Origin of the sequence: Pseudomonas sp. Irchel s3f10, assembly GCF_900187515.1 — a bacterium.
Taxonomy (GTDB): domain Bacteria; phylum Pseudomonadota; class Gammaproteobacteria; order Pseudomonadales; family Pseudomonadaceae; genus Aquipseudomonas; species Aquipseudomonas tensinigenes.
In genome coordinates this window covers 48,442-73,735 of record NZ_FYDZ01000017.1, presented here as the reverse complement: position 1 = coordinate 73,735, position 25,294 = coordinate 48,442, and the positions used below count along the sequence as shown (strand labels likewise).

Genomic DNA, 25,294 nt, shown 5'->3' with positions numbered 1-25,294 from the left:
CTCAGGTATAATCCTCGGCTTGTTTTTTGCCCGCCAAGACCTTCAGTGGATAGGGTGTTATGTCCGGAAAAGCGCAACAGCAGTCTCGTATTATTGAGTTGATCAAACTGGGTCGTGAGCAGAAGTATCTGACTTACGCCGAGGTCAACGACCACCTGCCCGAGGATATTTCAGATCCAGAGCAGGTGGAAGACATCATCCGCATGATTAACGACATGGGGATCCCCGTACACGAGAGTGCTCCGGATGCGGACGCCCTTATGTTGGCCGACGCCGATACCGACGAGGCCGCTGCGGAAGAAGCAGCCGCCGCGTTGGCCGCGGTGGAGACCGATATCGGTCGCACCACTGACCCAGTGCGCATGTACATGCGTGAAATGGGTACGGTCGAGCTTCTGACTCGTGAAGGCGAAATCGAAATCGCCAAGCGTATCGAAGAGGGCATCCGTGAAGTGATGAGCGCAATCGCGCACTTCCCTGGCACGGTTGACCACATTCTCTCCGAGTACACCCGCGTCACCACCGAAGGTGGTCGCCTGTCCGACGTCCTGAGCGGTTACATCGACCCGGACGACGGCATTGCGCCGCCTGCCGAAGTGCCGCCGCCTGTCGAAGCGAAAGTGGCGAAAGCCGACGACGACACCGACGACGATGAAGCTGAATCTTCCGATGACGAAGAAGAAGCCGAAAGCGGTCCGGATCCGGTCATCGCTGCCCAGCGCTTTGGCGCCGTGGCTGATCAGATGGAAGTCACTCGCAAGGCCCTGAAAAAGCACGGTCGCAGCAACAAGGCAGCGATTGCCGAGTTGCTGGCACTGGCCGAGCTGTTCATGCCGATCAAACTGGTTCCGAAGCAATTCGAAGGCCTGGTCGAGCGTGTTCGCGGTGCCCTGGATCGTCTGCGTCAGCAAGAGCGCGCGATCATGCAACTGTGTGTACGTGATGCACGTATGCCACGCGCCGATTTCCTGCGTCAGTTCCCGAGCAACGAAGTCGACGAAAGCTGGTCCGACGCCCTGGCCAAAGGCAAGAGCAAGTACGCCGAGGCCATTGGTCGCGTGCAGCCGGACATCATTCGTTGCCAGCAGAAACTGATCGCGCTGGAAACCGAAACCGGTCTGACCATCGCAGAAATCAAGGACATCAACCGTCGCATGTCGATCGGTGAGGCCAAGGCCCGCCGCGCGAAGAAAGAGATGGTTGAAGCCAACTTGCGTCTGGTGATCTCGATCGCCAAGAAGTACACCAACCGCGGTCTGCAATTCCTCGATCTGATCCAGGAAGGCAACATCGGTCTGATGAAAGCGGTAGACAAGTTCGAATACCGTCGTGGTTACAAGTTCTCGACTTATGCCACCTGGTGGATCCGTCAGGCGATCACTCGCTCGATCGCCGACCAGGCCCGCACCATCCGTATTCCGGTGCACATGATCGAGACGATCAACAAGCTCAACCGTATTTCCCGGCAGATGTTGCAGGAAATGGGTCGCGAACCGACCCCGGAAGAGCTGGGCGAACGCATGGAAATGCCTGAGGACAAGATCCGCAAGGTATTGAAGATCGCTAAAGAACCGATCTCCATGGAAACGCCGATCGGTGATGACGAAGACTCCCATCTGGGTGACTTCATCGAGGACTCGACCATGCAGTCGCCAATCGATGTCGCCACTGTTGAGAGCCTGAAAGAAGCGACTCGCGAAGTGCTGTCCGGCCTCACTGCCCGTGAAGCCAAAGTACTGCGCATGCGTTTCGGTATCGACATGAACACCGACCACACACTCGAAGAAGTGGGCAAACAGTTTGACGTAACGCGTGAGCGGATCCGTCAGATCGAAGCCAAGGCGCTGCGCAAGCTGCGCCACCCGACGCGAAGCGAGCATCTGCGCTCCTTCCTCGACGAGTGATACCAGAACCCCCGGCCCAGGCCGGGGGTTTTGTTTATATGGCAGATTAAATCCTTCGCAACGCCCCTCCCCCGCATACCCCGTCTACACTCGAAACAATCATCCCCGAGCCATAACGAGAGCGTTATGCCCAGATTGGCGTCCGTGCTTTTTTTGCTGTCACTGATGATCTGGACCGCAACGGCTGACGCGCTGACTCTGACCGATGAAGAACGTAGCTGGCTGGCGGCTCACCCGGATTTGCGCCTGGGTGTCGATGCATCGTGGCCGCCCTTTGAGTTTCGCGACGATCAGAGCCGCTACCAGGGCCTCGCTGCCGACTATATCGACGTGATTCGCCAACGCCTGGCAATCAAGTTGACCCCCATTGAGCCAGTGAGCTGGACGGTGGTGCTGGAGCAGGTCAAATCGGGCAAAATCGATCTTCTACCCGGGATCATGTCCACCCCTGAGCGCCAGACCTACCTGTCGTTCACCCGCCCTTATCTTGATTTCCCGATTGTCATCCTTGCCCACATCGGCGGCGCGCAACCGCGCAAGCTCGACGACCTGTACGGTTTGAAAATCGCCGTGGTGGAAAACTATGCGCCCCACGAACTGCTGCGCACCCACCACCCCGATCTGAATCTGGTGGCCATGCCCAATGTCAGTTCGGCGCTGCAGGCGTTGGCGACCGACGAAGTGGACGCCGTGGTCGGCGACCTCGCTTCGAGTGTCTGGAGCCTGCGCCAGCTCAAGCTCGACGGCCTGTACGTCAGTGGCGAAACCCCGTATCGCTACCAACTGGCAATGGCCGTGCCCCGCGATAACAAGGTACTGGTGGGGATTCTCGACAAAGTGCTCGCGGACATGAGCCCTGATGAAATCAGCAGCATTCAGGAGCACTGGGTCGGCAACGTCCTTGATCATCGAACATTCTGGTCAGATTTGTTGATCTACGGATTGCCAGGACTGTTGCTGCTGATGACGATCCTCGCCGTGGTGATCCGCATCAACCGCCGCCTGAGCTCGGAAATCGCCCGACGTATCGACCTCGAACAGGAACTGCGCAGCAGCGAATATCACTATCGCGGCCTGGTAGAGAGCCTGTCGGCCATCGCCTGGGAAGCGCGGATAAGCGACTTCACCTACAGCTATGTGTCGCCCCACGCCGAAGATCTGCTCGGCTACCCCCAATCCCATTGGCTGATCCCCGGCTTCTGGCACAACATCATTCACCCGGCCGATCTGACCCGTACGCAGAGCTACTGCAAGGAGGCCCTGCGCGAGGGCCGTGATCACATCGTCGACTATCGGGTGATCACCGCCGATGGTCGCTGCTTGTGGGTGCGCGACATCGTCAGCCTGATCGAACATGGTCATGAGCCGGTGATGCGCGGCCTGATGATCGACATCAGCGAAATCAAGCGCACTGAAGAAGCACTGCAGCTCTCGGAGCAAAAATTCGCTTCGGTTTTCCAGCAATGCCCGGACATTCTGGTGATTGCACGGCTGTCCGACGGTTGCCTGCTGGAGGTCAACGAAGCGTTTGAAGAACAGATCGGGCTGAAAGCCGAGGAAGTCCTTGGCCAAACGGCGACCGACCTGAATATCTGGGGCATTCCCGGCGTCGGTCCGGGACTTCTGCAACGTTTGCAGGCGGGCAGCATTCGCAACCTGGAGATGCCCTTTCGCCGCAACAATGGCCAGTTGTTCACCGGTCTGATCTCCGCCGAGCCCTTCGATCTGGACACCACGCCAGCGCTGGTGGTCGTTGTACGTGACATCACCCAGCTCAAGGAAACCCAGCAGCAGCTGCAAACCTCCGAAGAGAAATTCGCCAAAGCCTTCCATGCCTCGCCAGATGGTTTGTTGTTATCACGCCAGAGCGATGGCCTGCTGCTGGAGGTCAACGAAGGTTTCAGCCGCATCACCGGTTTCAATAGCGCCATGTCGGTGGATCGCTCGGCACTGGACCTGGGAATCTGGGTCAACCTCAACGAGCGTAAACAGATGCTCGACCTGCTGCATCGCGATGGCTTCGTCCGTGACTTCACCTGCCATATCCGTCGCAGTGACGGGCAGATTCGCCTCTGCGAAGTCTCCAGCCGTCCGCTGCCGATCGGTGAAGAAGACTGCATGCTGACCATCGCCCGCGACATCACCGAGCGTCATCTGATGCAGGAAAAACTGCAACAGGCCGCCACCGTGTTCGAAAGCACCGCTGAAGGTGTATTGATCACCGACACCCAACAGCACATCAGTGCGGTCAACCGCGCCTTCACCGAGATTACCGGTTACAGCGAAAGCGAAGCGCTCGGCCATACACCGCGCTTGCTCGCCTCCGGCCTGCATGACAGCGCGTTCTACGCGGCAATGTGGCACCAGTTGACCGACGAAGGTCACTGGCAGGGCGAGATCTCCAACCGGCGCAAGAACGGCGAGTTGTACCCGAGCTGGCTGACCATCAGTGCCGTACGCAATCGCGACAAGTTCATTACTCACTTTGTCGCGGTGTTTGCCGACATCTCCAGTCTCAAGCATGCACAAGCCAAACTCGACTATCAGGCACACCACGACCCGCTCACCGGCCTGCCGAACCGCACACTATTCGAAAACCGCCTGTTGATGGCACTGAACAGTCAGCAGGAAAACGGCGGTCAGGGCGCCGTGCTGTTTCTCGATCTCGACCGCTTCAAACACATCAATGATAGCCTCGGTCACCCGGTCGGCGACCTGCTGCTCAAGGGCATCGCCGTGCGCCTGAAAGAGCAACTGCGCGACATCGATACCGTGGCGCGCCTGGGCGGTGACGAATTCATCATTCTGCTGCCCGGCCTGCAACAGGCCAGCGATGCCGACAACATCGCCACCAAACTGCTCAACTGCTTTGGTGCGCCGTTCCAGGCTGGCGAACATGAGTTCTTCATCAGCGCCAGTATTGGCACCAGCCTCTATCCGCGGGACGGTTGCGACGTCGCCACTCTGGTGAAAAACGCCGACGCGGCGATGTACCGCTCCAAGGCCAAGGGCCGCAACCGCGTCGAGAGCTACACCCGCGACCTCACTGCCCAGGCCAGCGAGCGCATCGCGCTGGAGCACGAACTGCGTCGGGCCATCGAGCGCGATGAACTGTTTCTCTACTACCAGCCGAAAATCAGCCTCGACGACCATCGCCTGGTCGGTGCAGAGGCGCTGATCCGCTGGCGTCACCCGACTTTCGGCGACGTACCGCCAGAGCACTTCATTCCGCTGGCCGAAGAAAACGGCATGATTCTGCAGATTGGTGACTGGGTGCTCGAGACAGCGTGCCGGCAGATGTTCGAATGGAATCAGGTCTACGACAGCCTCGGCCCTCTGTCGGTGAACCTCGCCGGCGCGCAACTGCGTCAGCCGAATCTACTCGGACGCATCGAACAACTGCTCAACGACAACGGCCTGCAGCCGGATTTACTGCAACTGGAAATTACCGAGAATTTCATCATGAGTCAGGCCGAAGAGGCGCTGGCCGTGCTGCACCAGCTCAAACATCTCGGCGTACAACTGGCGATCGACGACTTCGGTACCGGATATTCTTCGCTCAGTTACCTCAAACGCCTGCCGCTGGATATCCTCAAGATCGACCAGTCATTCGTTCGGGGACTGCCCGACGATCCCCACGACGCGGCCATTGTCCGGGCCATTATCGCGCTGGGCCGGAGCATGCAATTCACCGTCATCGCCGAAGGTGTGGAAACCCAGGCGCAACAACAATTCCTCGCCGCTGAAGGTTGCGAGCAGATCCAGGGCTACATCGTCAGCCTGCCGTTACCACCAGAAGAATTCGCCGCGACGTTTCTTCGTGTAACCGTATCGGATTATTCGGATAGCACAGCCGAGAAACCGTCGCTATAATCCGCGACCTACTGAGGGCCTATAGCTCAGTTGGTTAGAGCAGAGGACTCATAATCCTTTGGTCCACGGTTCAAGTCCGTGTGGGCCCACCAAATTGAAAGCCGCGCTATGCGCGGCTTTTTCTTGGGCGATGGATTGAGGTTCGAAGTCTTGGCGAGCGCAATGTTCGGAAACGCATTGTTAGGAATATAACCGCAAGATCTGTAGGAATTTTCCCAAACTATGTTTTCTCCCCTCTCCGCGCGTTGTCGGCCAATTCTCCAGACGAGTAATCTCCGGACGCCACCGCCCGCCCAGGATTGTTTTTATGCTCGTGAATGCTGCGCCACTGATAAAGGAAGCAGCCCACCAACCAACCTGGATCAACCTTGCTTTACCTGATCTGAGAACGTTATCGAGAGAACTTCGGTCAGCGGCAATCGACGAGATGAAAAGGGCTGACAACGCAGAAGACGCCCTCAAAATCCTTCTGGACCACTTTGGGTTCGTAGACGAGTCCGTACTGACCGTTACTATCCTCACACCCATTGGGAGAGTGGCAGTCATGAGAGACAAACTGGCTCATATCGTTGAGAAACGTCCAGACTCCCGAGAGCGCTATGTTCGACATGCCATCGATACGCTCACGGGACCTTTCGAAGTCTGGAAAGTCCTTTACGATAATGGCGGTCACCGAATGGCATTCATCAATGCCTATGAGGCAAAAAACGACATGCTTGTCGTGGTCGATGTGCGAAACGGGCATGTCCTCTGGAACTTCATGCACGCACCGGCAAGAGCGATGAACAAACACCGCCAAGGCGAGCTTTTGTACAAGCGGTACATTCTTGAAGACAAAGAAAAGGGCAGCCATTCGGCTGCCCTTGATGTTTGAATCCTGATATTTGCACCCTCAGGAAATGGGATGAAGAGGTCTCACCTTACACCGATGTTGCAGCATCGCTGAGGTACCTACGTCCGCTAATGCCCTGCAAGGCAGCAGATTTCGCGCTCTTGCTGGCATTCTTGATAAATAGGCCAGGCAAGTCAAATCAAATATCCGATGTTTTGTTTCAGCGCACCGTTAGCGTCGACGATTGGGTGAACCGCTCCAACATCACCCGCAGCGTGTCGTTTGTAGTGCCTGTAACATGCACAACTCATCGCCCCCCACACACACCGGAGCCACCCCTTGCCAGACACCCGCCCGCCCGTGCTCGATGAAATCGACCGTCAACTAATCGCCGCCCTTCAGATCAACGCCCGCGAAAGCGTGGCCATGCTTGCCCGGCAATTAGGCATTGCGCGCACTACCGTAACCTCACGTTTGGCACGCCTGGAAAAAGCCAAAGTGATCACCGGTTACGGTGTGCGTTTGGGTCAACGCGTGGTTGATGGCGGGTTGCAAGCGTATGTCGGGATCAAGGTGCAGCCGCGTTCCGGCAAGGAGGTCTTGCGTCGGCTGAGTGCGATGGCCCAAGTGCAACAGCTGTGTGCGGTGAGTGGCGAGTTTGATTATGTGGCGTGGTTGCGTACCGATTCGCCGGAGCAACTGGATCAGTTGCTTGATCAGATTGGTGGTGTGGATGGGGTGGAGAAGACCACGACGTCGATCATTTTGAGTAGCAAGATTGATCGGGGGCAGCCGGTTTAAGGTCTGATCGGGCTTTTGGAGAGAACCACAGGGCCTCTTCGCGAGCAGGCTCGCTCCCACATCTTGGTCGGTGTGCAGTCTACAATCGTCATATTGATTGGTAATCCGGCAAAACGACGACACTTTGCGTCTTATTAACGTGTTCTACGCTCCCTAGAATGGCTGGCATCTTTTCCTATACTCAGACGCGCATCCCGCGTCGGGTCGCCAGCAAGGTCAGCCATGAACAAGAACAATCGCCATCCTGCAGACGGTAAGAAACCAGTCACCATTTTCGGCCCGGACTTTCCGTTCGCGTTTGACGACTGGATCGAACACCCGGCCGGTCTCGGCACTATTCCTGAACATAATCACGGCGCCGAAGTGGCGATTGTCGGCGCGGGTATCGCCGGTCTGGTAGCCGCTTACGAGTTGATGAAACTCGGCCTGAAGCCTGTGGTTTATGAGGCATCGAAACTCGGTGGGCGTCTGCGTTCGCAGGCCTTCAACGGCACTGACGGCATCGTCGCTGAACTGGGTGGCATGCGTTTTCCGGTGTCCTCCACCGCGTTTTATCACTACGTCGACAAGCTCGGCCTGGAAACCAAACCTTTCCCGAACCCGCTGACGCCGGCCTCCGGCAGCACCGTGATCGACCTCGAAGGCAAAACCCATTACGCACAGAAGCTAGCGGATCTTCCTGCACTGTTCCAGGAAGTGGCTGACGCCTGGGCGGACGCACTGGAGGCCGGCTCGCAGTTCGCCGATATCCAGCAAGCCATTCGCGACCGTGATGTGCCACGCCTGAAAGAGCTGTGGAATACCCTGGTACCGCTGTGGGATGACCGCACCTTCTACGACTTCGTCGCCACCTCCGAAGCCTTCGCCAAACTGTCGTTCCATCACCGCGAAGTGTTCGGTCAGGTTGGTTTCGGCACCGGCGGCTGGGACTCGGATTTCCCTAACTCGATGCTGGAAATCTTCCGCGTGGTGATGACCAACTGCGACGATCACCAGCACCTGGTGGTCGGCGGCGTCGAGCAAGTGCCGCAAGGCATCTGGCGCCATGTGCCGGAGCGCTGCGTGCACTGGCCCGAAGGCACCAGCCTGAAATCCCTGCACCGTGGAGCACCGCGCTCGGGCGTGAAGAAAATCGCTCACGCGCCGGACGGCCGTTTCGCTGTCACCGACAACAACGGCGATACCCGCGAATACGCCGCCGTGCTGACCACTTGCCAGAGCTGGCTGCTGACCACGCAGATCGAATGCGACGAAACCCTGTTCTCGCAGAAGATGTGGATGGCCCTCGACCGTACTCGCTACATGCAGTCATCGAAAACTTTCGTGATGGTCGACCGGCCGTTCTGGAAGGACAAAGACCCGGAAACCGGTCGCGACCTGATGAGCATGACCCTCACCGATCGCCTGACCCGTGGCACCTACCTGTTCGACAACGGTGACGACAAGCCGGGCGTAATCTGCCTGTCATACTCATGGATGAGCGATGCGTTGAAAATGCTCCCGCACCCTGTGGAAAAGCGCGTTGAGCTGGCGTTGAACGCGCTGAAAAAGATCTACCCGAAAGTCGACATCGCCGCGCGGATCATTGGCGACCCGATCACCGTGTCGTGGGAAGCCGACCCGTACTTCCTCGGCGCCTTCAAAGGTGCACTGCCGGGCCACTATCGCTACAACCAGCGCATGTACGCGCACTTCATGCAGGACGAGATGCCGGCCGAACAGCGCGGGATTTTTATCGCTGGCGACGACGTTTCGTGGACACCGGCGTGGGTCGAAGGCGCAGTGCAGACCTCGCTCAACGCGGTGTGGGGGATCATGAAGCATTTCGGTGGTTCGACACATAAAGCGAACCCGGGCCCGGGTGATGTGTTCAAAGACATCGGCCCTATCGCCCTGCCCGAGTAAGAGGAATCCCTGATGCGTGTAGCCCTTTACCAATGTCCACCGCTGCCACTGGACCCCGCCGCCAACCTGCAACGCTTGCATCAACTGGCGATGGAGGCCAAGGGCGCCGACCTGTTGGTGCTGCCGGAGATGTTCATGACCGGCTACAACATCGGCGCCGAAGCAGTCAGCACCTTGGCCGAGGTCTACAACGGTGAATGGGCGCAGCAGATCGGGCGGATCGCCAAAGCCGCAGGTTTAGCGATTGTTTACGGCTATCCGGAGCGCACTGCCGAAGGGCAGATTTACAACGCCGTGCAGTTGATCGATTCGCACGGCGAGCGCCTGTGCAATTACCGCAAGACGCATCTGTTTGGTGATCTGGATCGCTCGATGTTCAGCCCCGGCAATGATGATTTCCCGATCGTCGAACTCAACGGCTGGAAGCTCGGTTTCTTGATCTGTTACGACCTGGAGTTTCCGGAAAACACCCGCCGTCTGGCACTCGCCGGCGCCGAGCTGATTCTGGTGCCGACGGCGAACATGATTCCGTTCGATTTCGTCGCTGATGTCACCGTGCGTTCACGCGCCTTCGAAAACCAGTGCTACGTGGCCTACGCCAACTATTGCGGCAGCGAAGGCGAGATCCACTATTGCGGGCAAAGCAGCATCGCTGCACCGGACGGCAGCCGCATCGCACAGGCCGGTCTCGACGAAGCGCTGATCGTCGGTGAACTGGATCGGCAGTTGATGCTCGACTCGCGCGCGGCCAATCGCTACCTCAGCGACCGCCGTCCGGAGCTTTACGGCGCGCTCAACCAGCGCTAATCCGCTAGCATTGGCACTTCACTGTTCTGGAAGTGCCCATGCCTGCGCCGACTCACCCCCGCCCTCACACTGAAACCCTGGCCAACGGCTTGCGCGTGACCCTGCGTCATGTGCCCGGCCTGAAGCGCAGCGCCGCTGTACTACGCGTGGCCGCCGGTAGCCATGACGTGTCATTGACATGGCCGGGGCTGGCGCATTTTCTCGAGCATTTGTTGTTTCTCGGCACCGAGCGTTTTCCTGCGGGCGAAGGACTGATGGCCTACGTGCAAGGCCATGGCGGGCAAGTGAATGCCAGCACGCGAGAACGTACCACCGACTTTTTCTTTGAGCTGCCGACACAAGCGTTCAGCGCTGGATTGGAGCGTCTGTCAGACATGCTCGCCAATCCGCGTATGAATCTGGACGATCAGTTGCGGGAACGGGAAGTGTTGCAGGCGGAGTTTGTCGCCTGGTCGCAGGATCCTGCGGCTCAGCAGCAGTTTGCGTTGTATGAAGGTTTACCGGCAGAGCATCCGTTGCGCGGGTTTCACGCGGGGAATCGGGACAGTCTCAGAGTGGAGGATCCGGCGTTTCAGCAGGCGTTGAACGATTTCCACCAACAGTTTTATCAGACCGGGCAAATGACCTTGAGTCTGGCGGGGCCGCAAAGTCTTGAAGAACTAAAAGCGCTGGCTGAGCATTTCGCGTCTATGTTGCCGGTTGGGGATAAAGTTGCGCAGGTCATGCCCCTGCCGCTGGCGGTGAAAAGTTATCAACAGGTCGGTAAACAGCGCGGCAACCTGATGTTCGCCTTCGATACCGTGCCTGAATCGTCCGGCGAGGCTTTGGCGTTTCTCTGTCATTGGTTGAACAGCGGCAAACCCGGCGGATTGCTGGCGCATTTGCAGCAGCAGAATCTCGCCGATGGTTTGAACGCAGTGCCGGTTTATCACTTTGCCGGACAAGCGTTACTGCATCTGGAATTCACTGCTCCATCCGAATCGTTGACGGCCATTCGCGAACATCTGCGCGATTGGCTGAGTTTCTTTGCCCAGCAGGATTGGGCGCCACTGCGCGAGGAATACGCCGCCCTGCTTCAACGTCAGCAGCAAGTCAGTGGCGCGCTGCAACTGGCGCGGCTCGACAGTGAGCAGTTGGAACACGGCTTGGCCGATTCCGGCGTTGCAGCCCTCAGGCAGATCCTCGGCGACATCGGCACTGTGGATAACTTCAGCGAGCACTGGCACCTGCCCGCTGCCAATCCATTCCTGCGCGCCAGCGAACCTCTGGCCAATGCCGGGCTGATTCGCGGCCAGACCAGCGCCCACCGTGGCCTGCGCACGTTTGCTCAGGATCGCTCACGCGGGCGCCGCGAACGCTCGCCGATGCAGTTCAGCCAGGCATTGACGGACAGCGGCGATGAAGGCGCGATCTACCTGCGTTGGTACATGGAAGCTGCAGCCACCGCTGATCTGCACTCAAGATTGCAACGCAGTCTTCGGCAAACGCAGCAGGACGCGCGCGAAGCCGGGGTGGAGTTGTCTTTCAACGCCAGCGGTACGCAATGGCTCCTGAAGCTCACCGGTTTTCAGGAATCGATACCCAGCATCCTTGAGCACGCGCTGAAAAATCTGACGCAAGTTGACGCGAATTCCCCACGTAGTGAGCCGGAAACGCCGCTGATCCCCATTCGCCAGCTGCTTAAAGCGTTGCCGGAACATGTTCTGCAATCTGCCAAAACCGGCGACGACGCCAAACACCTGTGGACAACTTCGCGCTGGGACGGCCTCGCCTTGGGTCTGAATCAACAGACACAGTCAGCCATGGGCCTGGCCCTTAGCCGCATTCCCGGGATTCCGGACAATCAGTTGCCAGCAGCTGAGGCGATCGCAGTGCAAAAACACTGGAGCCACATCGATACCGCATCCAGCGAACACGCCTTGCTGCTGTGCTGCCCGACCGCCAATCGTGACATCGCCGACGAAGCCGCGTGGCGCCTGCTCGCGCAGCTTTGCCAGACACCGTTCTATCAGCGTTTGCGAGTCGAGTTGCAATTGGGCTACGCGGTATTCAGTGCGCTGCGCCAGATCCAGGGTCAAACCGCCCTCCTGTTCGGTGTGCAATCGCCAAATGCCAAACCTGCGGAGTTGCTCGAGCACATTCAACAGTTTCTCAACGGCATTCCCGCGCTGATCGAACAGCTTGATGACGTCGGCCTCAGCCAACACCGGCAAAAGCTCGCCGATCAATTCGACGACGCCACCCTGGCCGGCAAAGAGGCGGCCGAATTGCTCTGGCAGGCCAAACTCGCTGGCCACTCGTCGGATTATCTTGAGCAACTGATCGCTGTCATCGGCCTACTGGATCGCCAGACACTGCTCAGCGCTGCACAGCGCTTGATCAACGCAGAAGGTGGCTGGCTCTGCCTCGCCAGCGATCCAGTGCCGCAAACCCCATGGCAAGCGGCAAATTGATCATTACCGAGGCTGCAAGGAGCTTTCTCAAAGATTCACGGGCAATCCCGGTGAAATTTTGAGTAACATAGCAGCCTAACTATTTGGAACATCTCTGCGCTGCCGTGGACTATAACTATGGACAGCGCTATCCCACCCACCCTGAGGAGACACACCATGTCCTGGACAAAACCTGCTTACACCGACCTGCGTATCGGCTTCGAAGTCACCATGTACTTCGCCAGCCGCTGAGTTCTGCTCACGTAGAATTGCAGTGCAACGCCTCGGCTCGCCGAGGCGTTTTATTTTCCGCGTTGAAATGATGGAGTGTTCATGTTCGTCCAGATTCTGGGTTCGGCCGCTGGCGGCGGTTTTCCGCAGTGGAACTGCAACTGCGTCAATTGCGCAGGCTTTCGCGACGGCAGCCTGAATGCCAAGGCCCGCACCCAATCGTCCATCGCGATTTCCGATGACGGCGTGAACTGGGTGTTGTGCAACGCCTCGCCGGACATCCGCGCGCAGCTGCAAAGCTTCGCCCCGATGCAACCGGGCCGCGCCCTGCGTGACACCGGCATCAGCGCGATCATCCTGATGGACAGCCAGATCGACCACACCACCGGCCTGCTCAGTCTGCGCGAAGGTTGCCCGCATCAGGTCTGGTGCACGGACATGGTTCACGAAGACCTCAGTACCGGTTTTCCACTGTTCAAGATGCTCACCCACTGGAACGGCGGGCTGGACTGGAATCGCATCGAACTCGACCAGAGCTTCACCGTGGCCGCGTGCCCGAACCTGCGCTTCACCCCGCTGCCGTTGCGCAGCGCTGCGCCGCCGTACTCGCCGCACCGCTTCGATCCGCATCCGGGCGACAACATTGGTTTGATCGTGGAAGACCTGAACACCGGCGGCAAATTGTTCTATGCGCCGGGGCTGGGCAAGGTCGATGCGCCGTTGCTGGAAATCATGGCGGGCAGCGATTGCCTGTTGGTCGACGGCACGATGTGGGATGACGATGAAATGCAGCGCCGTGGCGTTGGCACTCGCACCGGTCGCGAGATGGGCCATCTGGCACAGAACGGGCCTGGCGGCATGCTGGAAGTGCTGGAGCAGTTGCCGAAGCAGCGCAAGGTACTTATCCACATCAACAATACCAATCCGATTCTCGATGAAGATTCGCCGGAGCGTGCGGAACTGGCGCGGCGGAATGTTGAAGTGGCGTTCGATGGCATGAGTATTGTGCTGTAAGCATTTGAGACCGCTGCGCGGTCTATCGCGAGCAGGCTCACTCCTACATTGGAATGCGATCCCCTGTAGGAGTGAGCCTGCTCGCGATAAGGCCGGCACAGACACCAGATATTTCTAGGGTTGTTCCCCGGAGAACCGCAATGACCGACACCCCGCTGTCCCCCGCCGAATTCGAAGCGGCCCTGCGCGCCAAAGGCGCCTACTACCACATCTACCACCCGTATCATGTGGCGATGTATGAAGGCCGCGCCACTCGCGAGCAGATTCAGGGCTGGGTCGCCAACCGCTTCTACTATCAGGTGAACATCCCCCTGAAGGACGCGGCGATCCTCGCCAATTGCCCGGACCGCGAAATCCGTCGCGAGTGGATTCAGCGCCTGCTCGACCATGACGGAGCTCCCGGCGAAGACGGCGGCATCGAAGCCTGGCTGCGTCTCGGCCAAGCGGTCGGTCTCGACCCGGATCAACTGCGCTCCCAGGAACTGGTGCTGCCCGGCGTGCGTTTCGCCGTCGACGCCTACGTCAACTTCGCCCGCCGCGCCAGTTGGCAGGAAGCCGCCAGCAGCTCGTTGACCGAACTGTTCGCACCGCACATCCACCAGTCGCGCCTCGACAGTTGGCCGCAGCATTACCCGTGGATCGATCCGGCCGGTTACGAATACTTCCGCACCCGCCTCGGTCAGGCGCGACGCGATGTCGAGCACGGTCTGGCGATCACGCTGGAGCACTACAAGACGCGCGAAGGCCAGGAGCGCATGCTGGAAATTCTCCAGTTCAAACTGGACATTCTTTGGAGCATGCTCGATGCCATGAGCATGGCCTACGAACTGAACCGCCCGCCGTATCACAGCGTCACCGAACAACGGGTCTGGCATAAAGGAATCACCTTATGAGTTTCGACCGCAGCAAAATCCCGACCTGGCGTCCCGGCTACCGCTTCCAGTACGAACCGGCACAAAAAGGTCATGTGCTGCTTTATCCGGAAGGCATGATCAAGCTCAATGAATCTGCCGCGCTGATCGGCGGTTTGATTGACGGTCAAAGCAATGTCGCGGCGATCATCGCCAAACTCGATGAGCAGTTCCCCGGCGTGCCTGAGCTCGGTGACGACATCGAGCAATTCATGGAGGTTGCCCGTGCGCAGCACTGGATCGAACTTGCCTGATCTGCCACCCAAGCCTGAAGTCGGCCTGCCGCTGTGGCTGCTCGCCGAGCTGACCTACCGCTGCCCGCTGCAATGCCCGTACTGCTCCAATCCGCTGGATTTCGCCGAGCAGGGCAAAGAGCTGAGCACCGAGCAGTGGATCAAGGTGTTCCGCGAAGCGCGGGAGATGGGCGCAGCGCAATTGGGCTTTTCCGGTGGTGAGCCGCTGGTGCGTCAGGATCTCGCCGAGCTGATTCATGAAGCGCGGCAATTGGGTTTCTACACCAACCTGATCACCTCAGGCATCGGTCTGACCGAGCAGAAAATCAGCGACTTCAAGAAGGCCGGTCTCGATCACATCCAGATCAGTTTCCAGGCCAGCGACGAGCAAGTGAACAACCTGCTGGCCGGTTCGAAAAAGGCTTTCGCACAGAAGCTGGAAATGGCCCGCGCGGTTAAGGCCCACGGCTATCCGATGGTGCTGAACTTCGTCACCCATCGGCACAACATCGACAAGATCGACCGCATCATCGAGCTGTGCATTGCGCTCGAAGCCGACTTCGTCGAGCTCGCCACCTGCCAGTTCTACGGTTGGGCGCAGCTCAATCGTGTCGGCCTGTTGCCGACCAAGGAACAACTGGTGCGTGCCGAACGCATCACCAACGAATACCGGGCAAAACTGGAAGCCGAAGGGCATCCGTGCAAGCTGATTTTCGTCACCCCGGATTACTACGAAGAACGCCCGAAAGCCTGCATGAACGGCTGGGGCAGCATCTTTCTGACAGTCACCCCGGACGGCACCGCGCTGCCCTGCCATGGCGCCCGGCAGATGCCGGTGCAATTTCCCAATGTGCGCGATCACAGCATGCAGCACATCTGGTACGACTCGTTCGGCTTCAACCGCTTTCGCGGTTACGACTGGATGCCCGAGCCGTGCCGCTCGTGCGATGAGAAAGAAAAAGACTTCGGCGGCTGCCGCTGTCAGGCGTTCATGCTCACTGGTGATGCGAGCAATGCTGACCCTGTGTGCAGCAAATCCGAACATCACGGCGTGATTCTCAAGGCCCGCGAAGAAGCCGAGACCGCCACTCAAACCATCGAACAATTGGCCTTCCGCAATGAACGAAACTCGCGCCTCATCGCCAAGGGCTGAGCCTTTCAGCGCCTCGCAAGCCGTCGCAGCCGGTATGGACTTCGCCGAACTTCAGCTCGGCGCCAACGGGCTGTTCTGGAATGAATATCGTCCGGAAGATGCCGCGTGCCGGATCTGGCATTGGCGCGATGGCGTGGCGAAATGTCTGACACCGGATGGTTTCAGTGTGCGCAGTCGGGTGTACGAATATGGCGGTGGCGCGTTTTGTCTGACGCCGGATGGGGTGGTTTTCGTCGCTGAGGCGGATCAGCAGTTGTACCGCCAGAAGCTCGGTGGCGAGCCGGAAGCATTGACCTCGGGCGAGTGCCGTTATGGCGATCTGCATTTTGCTTTCGGCCGAGTGCTGGCGGTCGAAGAACAGCAAGATCAGCATCGGCTCGTCGCCATCGATCTGGCTGACGGAACGCGGCATTTATTGGCTGAAGGCGCGGATTTTTATGCGGCGCCAATCCTTAGTGTGGATGGCCAGCGGTTGGCCTGGATCGAGTGGTGTCGCCCGCATCAGCCGTGGACGTCGACCCGGTTGATGGTGGCTGAGCGTTCGACTGACGGTGCATTTGGTTCGCCGCAATGCGTGGCTGGCGCCGAGTTTGAAGAGTCCATCCAACAACCGCGATTCGATGCCGACAATCGCCTTTATTGCCTGACCGATCGTGGTGGATTCTGGCAGCCGTGGGCTGAGACTTCCGACGGTTTGGAGCCATTACCTGCTGCGCAAGCCGATCACGCGCCAGCACCGTGGCAACTGGGCGGCTGCACTTGGTTGCCTGTTGAAAATTCGGTTTTAGCCAGTTGGAGTGAAGGCGGTTTCGGCCGTCTGACATTAGGTGATGACGACTTCACCGGTGACTACAGCCGCTTCCGGCATTTGGCTTTGGATGCGCAATTTATCTACTGCATCGCCGCCTCGCCGATCAGCCCTTCGGCGGTCATCGCTATTGATCGAACGAGTCGCGAAGTGAAAGTGCTGGCCGGTGGTGTTGCGCCCCTGCCCGCCGAACGCATCAGCCGTCCGCAAACCCTGCGCTACCCAAGCGGTTCGGGCGAAGCACACGGATTCTTTTATCCAGCCATGAGCGGCGAGACAAAACCGCCGCTGGTGGTGTTCATTCACGGCGGCCCGACATCAGCCTGCTACCCGATGCTTGATCCGCGAATCCAGTACTGGACGCAACGCGGCTTCTCCGTCGCCGATCTCAACTATCGCGGCAGCAGCGGTTATGGCCGGGAATATCGACAGGCCTTGTACCTGAGCTGGGGTGAAGTGGACGTCGAGGATGCTTGTGCGGTGGTCGCGTATCTCGCCGAACAAGGCTTGATCGACGGTGAACGCGCATTCATTCGAGGTGGTAGCGCAGGCGGCTACACCACATTATGTGCGCTGGCGTTCAAACAGGTTTTCCGCGCCGGAGCGAGTTTGTACGGCGTTAGCGACCCGGTTGCGTTGGCTCGGGCAACGCACAAATTTGAAGGTGATTATCTGGACTGGCTGATCGGCGATCCCGAGCAAGACGCCGAACGCTACGCCGCACGCACACCGTTGCTGCACGCAAACAAAATACGCGTACCGGTGATCTTCTTTCAGGGAGAACTGGACGCCGTGGTTGTCCCGCAACAAACCCGCGACATGGTCACGGCGCTGGAGCAGAACGGCATCGCGGTCGAAGCGCATTACTACCCCGACGAACGCCACGGCTTCCGTCGCGCCGCCAATCAGGCGCATGCGCTGGAGCAGGAGTGGAAGTTTTATCGCCGCGTGATGGGGTTGGCGGACTGATCAGGGCGCCCCGTTGAAATCGCGCAGCCCCATTCGCGAGCAGGCTCGCTCCCACATTGGATCTGTGTCGTTCACAAATCCCCTGTGGGAGCGAGCCTGCTCGCGAAAGCTATCTACTTGGCGCCGCAGTATTCAGCGCTTGGCGATGATGTAAACCGCATGCACGATCCCCGGAATATACCCGCACAACGTCAGCAGAATGTTCAGCCAGAACGCCCCGCCAAACCCGACCTGCAGAAACACGCCCAGTGGTGGCAACAGAATAGCGATGATGATGCGAATGAAATCCATGGGGCAGCTCCTGTATGGGGGTTGGCTCACTTGAGCCATACAAGCTAATCGACCCGCGCCGCTCGTCAGGGTTCAGTGCTAATCACGGTGTCGGTATCAAACTGATAGCTCAGCAAAGAATTTGCAGTCCGTGCTTCTGCACGATGCTCAGTAACTTCAGCGCCATTCCGCTGGGGTGTTTGTCTCCCGACTCCCATTGTTTGACTGTCGACGCGCTCGTGTTCAAGTAGCGAGCGAATACCGGCTGGCTAACGTTATTGCGTTCGCGCAGAGCCTTGATCTGTTCCGCCGGGATCGCTTCAGGAACCGTTGCCAGACACGACTCATCAAACTCCCGCATTGTTGCCTTGCTGATTGCGCCGACAGCCAGTAGAGCGCTGGCTGATTCGTGTATCGATCCAAAAACTTCACTTTTGAATTTCTTACTCATGAAATATCTCCACAAACTCCTTCATTGCCAACAAATCCCGGATCTGCTCCTCGGTCAGCTGAGCATAGGCTTTGGCTAACTTTCGTAAATCCTTCAATTCAGATGTCGCAGGGACCTCCTAAAAAACCATTCGCACGACGAACTCTCAAGCTCTAAACACCATCTGCAAAACCCGGCCACAAAAAAACGCCCCACGCCAAAAGAATCAGGCGTGGGGCGTGCGTTATACCGCGAGACGGTTCTGGAAATCGGGTAGGAAACTTCAGTTCAGACGGCAATCCCTTTGCGGCATTGCAGTTGTGCGGTGCGCACTCGCGAAAAGGCGCGGCCCAGGCGCAGGAGCATTTCGTCGATGTTGGTTTTGCTCACGGTGAGCGCCGGGGTGAAGCGCAGGCAGTTGGCTTGCGGGGCATTGAGCAGGAGGCCTTCGTGCAGGGCTGCATGGACCACAGCATCGGCGGAATCGTCCGACAGGGTCAGACCATAGAACAGGCCTTGGCCGCGCAATTCGCCGTGGTCGTAGCGGTGTGCCAATCGGGCCAGACCTTCACGCAGGTGCTGACCGTTATCTTTGATCTGCTGGAGGAAGCTGCGGTCGTGCACGCTGTCGAGCACGACCAGACCGGCCGCCGTCATCAATGCATTGCCGTGATGCGTGCCGCCGAGTTCGCCGGCCTCGAAACAGCAGGCCTTGCCCCGCGCCAGCAGCGCCGCCAATGGCACACCGCCGCCAAGCCCTTTGCCGAGCACAACGATATCGGCGCGCACGCCGTAGGATTGTTCGGCGAGCAAGGTGCCGCAGCGACCGATGCCGGTCTGTACTTCGTCGAGAATCAGCAGAATGCCCAATTCGCGGCACAGTCGTTCGACACCTTTGAGGTAATGCTCGGTCGCCGGCACAACTCCTGAGTCGCTCTGGATCGGCTCCAGCATGATCGCCACGGTCTGCGCATCAACCGCCGCGTGCATTGCCGGCAAGTCGTTGAACGGCACCCGATCAAAACCCGGCAGCAGTGGCGCAAAACGGTTGTGCAGGTTGCAGCTGTCCGAGGCGGAAATTGTCGCCAGACTGCGACCGTGACAACCCTGCTTCGCGACAATGATCCGCGAGGCGCCGCCGCGATGCAGTTGGCCCCATTTGCGCGCCAGTTTGATCGCTGCTTCACAGGCTTCGCTGCCGCTGTTGAGCAGGTAGGCCTGATCGCTGGAGGTAGCGGCGCACAGACGCTCGGCAAGGCTGAGCATGCCGCGATTATGCAGATTGAAACCGGGATTGATCAGCGCCTGCGCCTGACTGCTGATGGCTTTGACCAATGCCGAAGGGCTGTGGCCAAGGCTGTTGGCGCCACCGGCCTGGGAAAAATCGAGGTACGCGCGGTCGTTACTGTCCCACAGCCACGACCCCTGCCCCCGGACGAACACCTGCTGCGGTCGTTCGATGCTGGGCATCAGCCTTTCAGCGCTAGGATTTTCGCTGCTTTCAGCAGGATTGGCCTCGAAGGCGAGGTCATCAAGACTCGGCGTCTGACGCCGCAAACTGAACAGATTCATTGAAAAACACCTCGTTTCAGGTGTTTTGAACTGCCTATGCAAACACTGTCGAAGCGAACGCTATTCATCGCGCTTTCTGGCCCTGTAAGCCTTGTGAATGCGGTTAGACTAGGCTCACCGAGGCTTGCGGGCCATTTCGATTTACCAGCATTTTCGATAAGCATTACTTATGGATTTCAAACAACTGCGTTATTTCGTCGCGGTCTACGAAGAAGGCCATGTTGGCCGGGCGGCGGAGCGCCTTTCGATCTCGCAACCGGCACTGTCGCAGCAGATCCGTCAGCTCGAACAGAACCTCGACGTCACCTTGTTCGAACGCAGCAGCAAACGCCTGCTGCCAACTCTCGCCGCGCACACGCTGTACAACCATGCCCTGCCGCTGCTGGATGGTTTGCAACGGGCGCGCGAGGCGTTGGGAAATTTCAAAGGTCAGGCCTTGCGCACGCTGGCGATCGGCGTGCTGCAAACGGTTCACACCAGTCTGGTGCCGCAAATGCTTGAGCGGGTGCGCAAGGCGCAGCCGCACTTGGTGGTGCAGATTTATGAATTGACTGGGCTTGAAATCGAAAGGCGTCTGCTCAACGGTTCATTGGACATCGGCATCAGTTATCTGCCGCCGCGACAACCGGGCCTGCATGGCGTGATGCTGTATGAAGATGAACTGACGCTGGTTATCCCGGCCGATCACCCCTTGCGTGAATTCAAGAAAGTCTCAATGCGCCAGGCTGCCGAGTTGCCGATGCTGCTGTTGGGCGAAGAATTTCAGATCCGCCAGATCTGGCAGGCGCAACTGACCGCGCTGGGACGTCGCCCGCAGGTGCAAGCTGAGCTGAACAATATGGTGGGGATTCTCGACAGTCTGCCGCACACCAAACTGGCGACGGTGCTGCCGGGGCGTTCGCAAAAGGAGTACGACGATCAGGATCTGCTGTGGAAACCGCTGAGCGAACCACGGGTGCCGCTGAAGGTAGGTCTGGTGTGTCGCGATGTGCAACGCCAGCAGGCCTCTTTGGCGTTACTGCGGACCTTGCTCGAAGAAGTGATGGCGCGTGAAGAATTGAAACCGGCGCTGGATCCCTTGGCCTGAGCACTTTTCTGCAGGCAAAAGAAAACCCCGCCGAAGCGGGGCTTTGCAGACTGTTTCCCTGACATCCATTTCACTCCGCCACCCTGGCAGAATCCTACGTGTCCGTGTTGTTGCTTTGCGCTTCCTGCGCGACGTCCATGAAATGTAGATTAGCCGTGGATCCAATCCACGCATATGGGAGAACAGCAGCACGTCATGTAAGCAAATGCTTACATGACGCTATCGCATCAGAATTGCGCTGCATCCAGCAGGAACAGCGACTCGCTACCGGCCTTCACCGACGCACTCAACGAGTGAATACGCGGCAGCAAACGGGCGAAGTAGAAGCGCGCGGTGCCGAGCTTGCTGGCATAGAAATCGTCCTGCGCTTCTTTACCCAACGAGGCTTTGGCCATCAACGCCCACATGTAGGCGTAGGAAACGTATCCAAACGCTTGCAGATATTCGACTGAGGCCGCGCCGATTTCGTTCGGGTTGTTTTTCGCCCGATCCAGCAGCCACGAGGTCAGCTCGTCGAGGGTGTTGACGGCATCGTTCAGCGGTTTGGTGAATTCGCCCAGATCGGCACTCGCGGTGGCGGTGAAGTGGCGGATCTCGTCGGCGAACAGTTTGTAGAACGCGCCACCGCTGCCGACGATCTTGCGACCGACCAGGTCCAGTGCCTGAATGCCGTTGGTGCCTTCGTAGATCTGGGTGATGCGCACGTCGCGCACCAGTTGCTCCTGACCCCACTCGCGGATATAGCCGTGGCCGCCGAAAATCTGCTGGCCGTGCACGGTGGTTTCCAGACCCAGATCGGTGAGGAACGCCTTGGCCACCGGCGTCAACAGTGCAACCAGATCTTCCGCACGTTTGCGGGTGGTGGCGTCTTCGCTGAACTTGGCGGTGTCGAGTTGCATCGCCACGTAGGTGGAGAACGCACGGCCACCTTCGTTCGAGGCTTTCATGGTCAGCAGCATGCGCCGCACGTCCGGGTGGACGATGATCGGGTCTGCGACTTTGTCTTTGTTCTGCGCGCCGGTTGGCGAACGGCTTTGCAGACGGTCACGCGCATATTCAACGGCGTTCTGGTAAGAGCGCTCGCCGGTGGCCAGGCCCTGGATGCCGACGCCCAGACGTTCGTAGTTCATCATGGTGAACATCGCGGCGAGGCCTTTGTTCGGCTCGCCAACCAGATAACCCACGGCTTCATCGAAGTTCATCACGCAAGTCGCGGAGGCCTGGATACCCATTTTGTGTTCGATCGAACCGCAGTTCGCCGGGTTGCGCGCGCCCAGGCTGCCGTCGGCATTGACCATGAACTTCGGCACGAGGAACAGCGAAATGCCTTTCGGACCCGCTGGCGCGTCCGGCAGTTTCGCCAGCACCAGGTGAATGATGTTTTCGGTAAGGTCGTGTTCGCCACCGGTGATGAAGATCTTGGTGCCGCTGACCTTGTAGGAACCGTCGGCCTGAGGCTCGGCCTTGGTGCGAATAATCCCCAGATCGGTACCGGCGTGTGGCTCGGTCAGGCACATCGAACCGGCCCAGACGCCGGCGTACATGTTCGGCAGGTACGCAGCTTTCAGCTCTTCGCTGGCGTGGGCGTTGATCGACAGGCAGGCGCCGGCGGTCAGCATCGGGTACAGACCGAAGGACAGGCTGGCGGAGTTGACCATTTCTTCGACTTGCGCCGACACGGCTTTGGGCATGCCCATGCCGCCGTATTGCGGATCGCCACCGACGCCAACCCAGCCGCCTTCGGCATAAGTCTGATAAGCCTGTGGGAAACCGGCAGGGGTGGTGACGGCGCCGTCGGCCCAATGGCAACCTTCTTCGTCAGCGGCACGGCTCAGTGGCGCGATGCTTTTGCTGGTGACCTTGCCGGCCTCTTCGAGAATGGCTTCAACGGTTTCGGCGTCGACGGTCTCGGCCAGCGCTGGCAGTTCAGCCCAGAGTTTGGCGACTTCGAACACTTCATTGAGGACGAAGCGCATATCGCGCAGCGGCGCTTTGTAGTCAGCCATGGCAAACCTCGCAAGATCTAAACAGGTGATTCGTGGAATGGTGCTTTCGTTGAGCCGGAGTGTACCTCAACAACTTTTGCGACACATAGGGTCAACCGGTGACTGTTTTGTTATTTTTAGTCATCAAAAAAGATCACAGCCTTCGCCAGCACCTACAGGTAAAACACGATCCTATGTAGGGGCTGCCGAAGGCTGCGATCTTTTGATCTTGCTTAAAGCGCAAACATTTCCGCCGGCAACTTCATCAAACAATCACTCCCCGCCTCGATCGCCGCCCGATGCGCTGCCGTACGCGGCAACAAACGCTTGAAGTAAAACTCGCACGTCGCCAACTTCCCGCGCAGGTAATCCGCCTCACCCTCGCCCGCCTCCAGTTGCGCCTGCGCCACCAATGCCATACGCAACCACAGATAACCGAGAATGATGTAACCGCTGTACATCAGGTAATCCACCGACGCCGCGCCCACCTCATCCGGGTTCTTCATCGCCGCCATCCCAACCTTCATGGTCAGGTCGCCCCACTGCTGGTTCAGCTCATAGAGTTGCGCAACGAAACTGCCCAGTTGCGGGTGCTCGGCGTTGGCCGCGCAGAACTTATGGACTATTTTGGTGAAGCCGCGCAGCAACTTGCCCTGACTGCCCAGCACCTTGCGCCCCAGCAGATCCAGCGCCTGAATGCCGTTGGTGCCTTCGTAGATCGGCGCAATCCGACAGTCGCGAACCAACTGCTCCATGCCCCACTCGCGAATAAAACCGTGGCCACCAAACACCTGCATGCCGTGGTTGGTCACTTCCAGCCCGGTGTCGGTCATGAACGCCTTGCAGATCGGCGTGAGGAACGCCAGCAAGTCCTCAGCCTCCTGACGCGCCTCGGCATCGCTGCTCAGATGCGCGACATCAAGCAACTGCGCGGTGAAATAGGTCAGCGCACGATTGCCCTCGTTGAAGGCCTTCATGGTCAGCAACATGCGCCGCACATCCGGGTGAACGATGATCGGATCGGCGGCTTTGTCCGGGGCTTTGGCACCGGTCAGCGAACGCATCTGCAAGCGATCGTTGGCGTATTTGATCGCGCCCTGAAAGCTTGCTTCGCCCAGACACAAACCCTGCATCCCGGTGCCGAGGCGTGCATGGTTCATCATGGTGAACATGCAGTTCAGGCCTTTGTTCGCCTCGCCGATCAGATAGCCCTTGGCGCCGTCGAAGTTCAACACGCACGTGGCCGAAGCCTTGATGCCCATTTTGTGTTCGATCGAACCGCAGGACACGCCATTGCGCTCGCCTGCCTCCCCCGTCGCATCCGGCAAGAATTTCGGCACGATAAACAGCGAAATCCCTTTGGTTCCGGCCGGCGCGTCCGGCAGTTTGGCCAACACCAGATGGATGATGTTGTCGCTCATGTCATGCTCGCCGGCAGAGATGAAAATCTTGCTGCCGGTGACCGCATAACTGCCGTCAGCCTGAGGCACGGCGCGGGTCTTGATGATGCCCAGGTCGGTGCCGCAATGGGCTTCGGTCAGGCACATGGTGCCGGTCCACTGGCCGGCGGTGAGTTTGCTCAGGTAGGTGTCTTTCTGCTCGGCGCTGCCGTGGGCGTGAATCGCCGCCATCGCGCCGTGTGTCAGCCCCGGGTACATGCCCCAGGACGTGTTGCTGGAGCCGACCATTTCGCTGATCACCAGCCCCAGCGAACTTGGTAGGCCTTGGCCGCCGTAGGTCGGGTCTGCGGCCAGACCGTGCCAGCCGCCCTCGACGTATTGTGCGAAGGCTTGCTTGAAGCCTGTAGGCGTTGTCACCACACCATTGTCGAAATGGCAGCCCTCTTCGTCACCGCTGCGATTGAGCGGTGCCAGAATGTTCTCGCAGAACTTCGCGCCCTCTTCGAGGATCGCGTTGATCATGTCCGGGCTGGCGTCGTGGGCGCCGAGAGCGGCGTAATTGGCGTGGAAGTCGAAGACGTGGTCGATCAGAAAGCGCATGTCGCGCAGGGGAGCTTTGTACTCAGGCATGGTGGCTTCTCCGTCAGCAGATTGCCTCAACCTACTGCCGGCCACCA

Annotated in this window: 19 protein-coding genes and 1 tRNA gene; 15 read left to right on the top strand and 5 right to left on the bottom strand. The window is 58.8% G+C overall.

What is annotated here, in order from left to right:
• Positions 1-59 precede the first annotated feature (59 nt).
• The 14 genes from rpoD to CKW17_RS25830 all read left to right on the top strand — a co-directional run bounded on the left by rpoD (position 60) and on the right by CKW17_RS25830 (position 17,873).
• Positions 60-1,904: an RNA polymerase sigma factor RpoD gene (gene rpoD, locus CKW17_RS25895; protein ID WP_095122598.1), complete on the top strand. Its 1,845-nt coding sequence runs from the start codon at positions 60-62 to the stop codon at positions 1,902-1,904.
• A 126-nt stretch (positions 1,905-2,030) separates the two neighbouring features.
• Entirely contained in the window at positions 2,031-5,777 is a 3,747-nt protein-coding gene (locus CKW17_RS25890; RefSeq protein ID WP_095122596.1) for a bifunctional diguanylate cyclase/phosphodiesterase, read from the top strand.
• Positions 5,778-5,792: 15 nt separating this feature from the next.
• Positions 5,793-5,869 (top strand) — tRNA-Ile (locus tag CKW17_RS25885).
• 215 nt (positions 5,870-6,084) lie between these two features.
• Positions 6,085-6,651 carry a PBECR2 nuclease fold domain-containing protein gene (locus CKW17_RS25880; RefSeq protein WP_095122594.1) on the top strand — a complete coding sequence of 189 codons (567 nt, stop codon included), beginning with the start codon at positions 6,085-6,087 and terminating at the stop codon, positions 6,649-6,651.
• Positions 6,652-6,948: 297 nt separating this feature from the next.
• The gene (locus CKW17_RS25875) at positions 6,949-7,410 is read left to right on the top strand and encodes an Lrp/AsnC family transcriptional regulator (RefSeq protein ID WP_095122592.1); all 462 of its coding nucleotides are present in this window, start codon (positions 6,949-6,951) and stop codon (positions 7,408-7,410) included.
• A gap of 222 nt (positions 7,411-7,632) precedes the next feature.
• A complete protein-coding gene (locus CKW17_RS25870; protein ID WP_008085177.1) occupies positions 7,633-9,315 on the top strand; it encodes an NAD(P)/FAD-dependent oxidoreductase in 1,683 nt (560 codons plus the stop codon).
• 12 nt (positions 9,316-9,327) lie between these two features.
• Positions 9,328-10,122 carry a carbon-nitrogen hydrolase family protein gene (locus tag CKW17_RS25865; RefSeq protein WP_095122590.1) on the top strand — a complete coding sequence of 265 codons (795 nt, stop codon included), beginning with the start codon at positions 9,328-9,330 and terminating at the stop codon, positions 10,120-10,122.
• A gap of 38 nt (positions 10,123-10,160) precedes the next feature.
• The gene (pqqF, locus tag CKW17_RS25860) at positions 10,161-12,575 is read left to right on the top strand and encodes a pyrroloquinoline quinone biosynthesis protein PqqF (RefSeq protein ID WP_095122588.1); all 2,415 of its coding nucleotides are present in this window, start codon (positions 10,161-10,163) and stop codon (positions 12,573-12,575) included.
• 156 nt (positions 12,576-12,731) lie between these two features.
• The gene (gene pqqA / locus CKW17_RS25855; protein ID WP_003422658.1) at positions 12,732-12,806 is read left to right on the top strand and encodes a pyrroloquinoline quinone precursor peptide PqqA; all 75 of its coding nucleotides are present in this window, start codon (positions 12,732-12,734) and stop codon (positions 12,804-12,806) included.
• 81 nt (positions 12,807-12,887) lie between these two features.
• Complete coding sequence (gene pqqB / locus CKW17_RS25850) at positions 12,888-13,799, top strand: pyrroloquinoline quinone biosynthesis protein PqqB (RefSeq protein ID WP_095122586.1); 912 nt, start codon at positions 12,888-12,890, stop codon at positions 13,797-13,799.
• Between the two features lie 140 nt (positions 13,800-13,939).
• A complete protein-coding gene (gene pqqC, locus CKW17_RS25845; protein WP_095122584.1) occupies positions 13,940-14,692 on the top strand; it encodes a pyrroloquinoline-quinone synthase PqqC in 753 nt (250 codons plus the stop codon).
• Positions 14,689-14,964, top strand: a complete 276-nt coding sequence (gene pqqD, locus CKW17_RS25840; RefSeq protein ID WP_095122582.1) for a pyrroloquinoline quinone biosynthesis peptide chaperone PqqD — start codon at positions 14,689-14,691, stop codon at positions 14,962-14,964. The genes pqqC and pqqD overlap by 4 nt, the downstream gene beginning before the upstream one ends.
• Entirely contained in the window at positions 14,957-16,096 is a 1,140-nt protein-coding gene (gene pqqE / locus CKW17_RS25835) for a pyrroloquinoline quinone biosynthesis protein PqqE (protein ID WP_228759287.1), read from the top strand. Before pqqD ends, pqqE begins: the two co-directional genes overlap by 8 nt.
• Complete coding sequence (locus tag CKW17_RS25830; RefSeq protein WP_095122579.1) at positions 16,062-17,873, top strand: S9 family peptidase; 1,812 nt, start codon at positions 16,062-16,064, stop codon at positions 17,871-17,873. Before pqqE ends, CKW17_RS25830 begins: the two co-directional genes overlap by 35 nt.
• A 132-nt stretch (positions 17,874-18,005) precedes the next feature.
• On the opposite strand, the gene CKW17_RS25825 is transcribed toward CKW17_RS25830, so the two are convergent.
• The 3 genes from CKW17_RS25825 to CKW17_RS25810 all read right to left on the bottom strand — a co-directional run bounded on the left by CKW17_RS25825 (position 18,006) and on the right by CKW17_RS25810 (position 20,145).
• Positions 18,006-18,164, bottom strand: coding sequence for a YqaE/Pmp3 family membrane protein (locus CKW17_RS25825; protein ID WP_003228885.1), 159 nt, complete (start codon positions 18,162-18,164; stop codon positions 18,006-18,008).
• Between the two features lie 109 nt (positions 18,165-18,273).
• Positions 18,274-18,594 (bottom strand): DNA-binding transcriptional regulator, encoded by a 321-nt coding sequence (locus CKW17_RS25820; RefSeq protein ID WP_095122577.1) that lies wholly within the window; start codon positions 18,592-18,594, stop codon positions 18,274-18,276.
• Positions 18,595-18,861: 267 nt separating this feature from the next.
• Positions 18,862-20,145 (bottom strand): aspartate aminotransferase family protein, encoded by a 1,284-nt coding sequence (locus tag CKW17_RS25810; protein ID WP_095122575.1) that lies wholly within the window; start codon positions 20,143-20,145, stop codon positions 18,862-18,864.
• A gap of 169 nt (positions 20,146-20,314) precedes the next feature.
• On the opposite strand from CKW17_RS25810, the gene CKW17_RS25805 reads away from it, so the two are divergent.
• Complete coding sequence (locus CKW17_RS25805) at positions 20,315-21,232, top strand: LysR family transcriptional regulator (RefSeq protein ID WP_095122573.1); 918 nt, start codon at positions 20,315-20,317, stop codon at positions 21,230-21,232.
• A gap of 227 nt (positions 21,233-21,459) precedes the next feature.
• On the opposite strand, the gene CKW17_RS25800 is transcribed toward CKW17_RS25805, so the two are convergent.
• Both CKW17_RS25800 and CKW17_RS25795 read right to left on the bottom strand, forming a co-directional pair.
• Positions 21,460-23,238, bottom strand: coding sequence for an acyl-CoA dehydrogenase C-terminal domain-containing protein (locus CKW17_RS25800; protein WP_095122571.1), 1,779 nt, complete (start codon positions 23,236-23,238; stop codon positions 21,460-21,462).
• Positions 23,239-23,450: 212 nt separating this feature from the next.
• Positions 23,451-25,247: an acyl-CoA dehydrogenase C-terminal domain-containing protein gene (locus tag CKW17_RS25795; protein WP_095122569.1), complete on the bottom strand. Its 1,797-nt coding sequence runs from the start codon at positions 25,245-25,247 to the stop codon at positions 23,451-23,453.
• Positions 25,248-25,294: the final 47 nt, after the last annotated feature.

Bases quoted from the DNA above. Each gene is read 5' to 3' on its own strand.
- rpoD (WP_095122598.1), top strand. From the start codon at position 60: ATGTCCGGAAAAGCGCAACAGCAGTCTCGTATTATTGAGTTGATCAAA.
- CKW17_RS25890 (WP_095122596.1), top strand. From the start codon at position 2,031: ATGCCCAGATTGGCGTCCGTGCTTTTTTTGCTGTCACTGATGATCTGG.
- CKW17_RS25880 (WP_095122594.1), top strand. From the start codon at position 6,085: ATGCTCGTGAATGCTGCGCCACTGATAAAGGAAGCAGCCCACCAACCA.
- CKW17_RS25870 (WP_008085177.1), top strand. From the start codon at position 7,633: ATGAACAAGAACAATCGCCATCCTGCAGACGGTAAGAAACCAGTCACC.
- CKW17_RS25865 (WP_095122590.1), top strand. From the start codon at position 9,328: ATGCGTGTAGCCCTTTACCAATGTCCACCGCTGCCACTGGACCCCGCC.
- pqqF (WP_095122588.1), top strand. From the start codon at position 10,161: ATGCCTGCGCCGACTCACCCCCGCCCTCACACTGAAACCCTGGCCAAC.
- pqqB (WP_095122586.1), top strand. From the start codon at position 12,888: ATGTTCGTCCAGATTCTGGGTTCGGCCGCTGGCGGCGGTTTTCCGCAG.
- pqqC (WP_095122584.1), top strand. From the start codon at position 13,940: ATGACCGACACCCCGCTGTCCCCCGCCGAATTCGAAGCGGCCCTGCGC.
- pqqD (WP_095122582.1), top strand. From the start codon at position 14,689: ATGAGTTTCGACCGCAGCAAAATCCCGACCTGGCGTCCCGGCTACCGC.
- CKW17_RS25830 (WP_095122579.1), top strand. From the start codon at position 16,062: ATGAACGAAACTCGCGCCTCATCGCCAAGGGCTGAGCCTTTCAGCGCC.
- CKW17_RS25825 (WP_003228885.1), bottom strand. From the start codon at position 18,164: ATGGATTTCATTCGCATCATCATCGCTATTCTGTTGCCACCACTGGGC.
- CKW17_RS25820 (WP_095122577.1), bottom strand. From the start codon at position 18,594: ATGAGTAAGAAATTCAAAAGTGAAGTTTTTGGATCGATACACGAATCA.
- CKW17_RS25810 (WP_095122575.1), bottom strand. From the start codon at position 20,145: ATGAATCTGTTCAGTTTGCGGCGTCAGACGCCGAGTCTTGATGACCTC.
- CKW17_RS25805 (WP_095122573.1), top strand. From the start codon at position 20,315: ATGGATTTCAAACAACTGCGTTATTTCGTCGCGGTCTACGAAGAAGGC.
- CKW17_RS25800 (WP_095122571.1), bottom strand. From the start codon at position 23,238: ATGGCTGACTACAAAGCGCCGCTGCGCGATATGCGCTTCGTCCTCAAT.
- CKW17_RS25795 (WP_095122569.1), bottom strand. From the start codon at position 25,247: ATGCCTGAGTACAAAGCTCCCCTGCGCGACATGCGCTTTCTGATCGAC.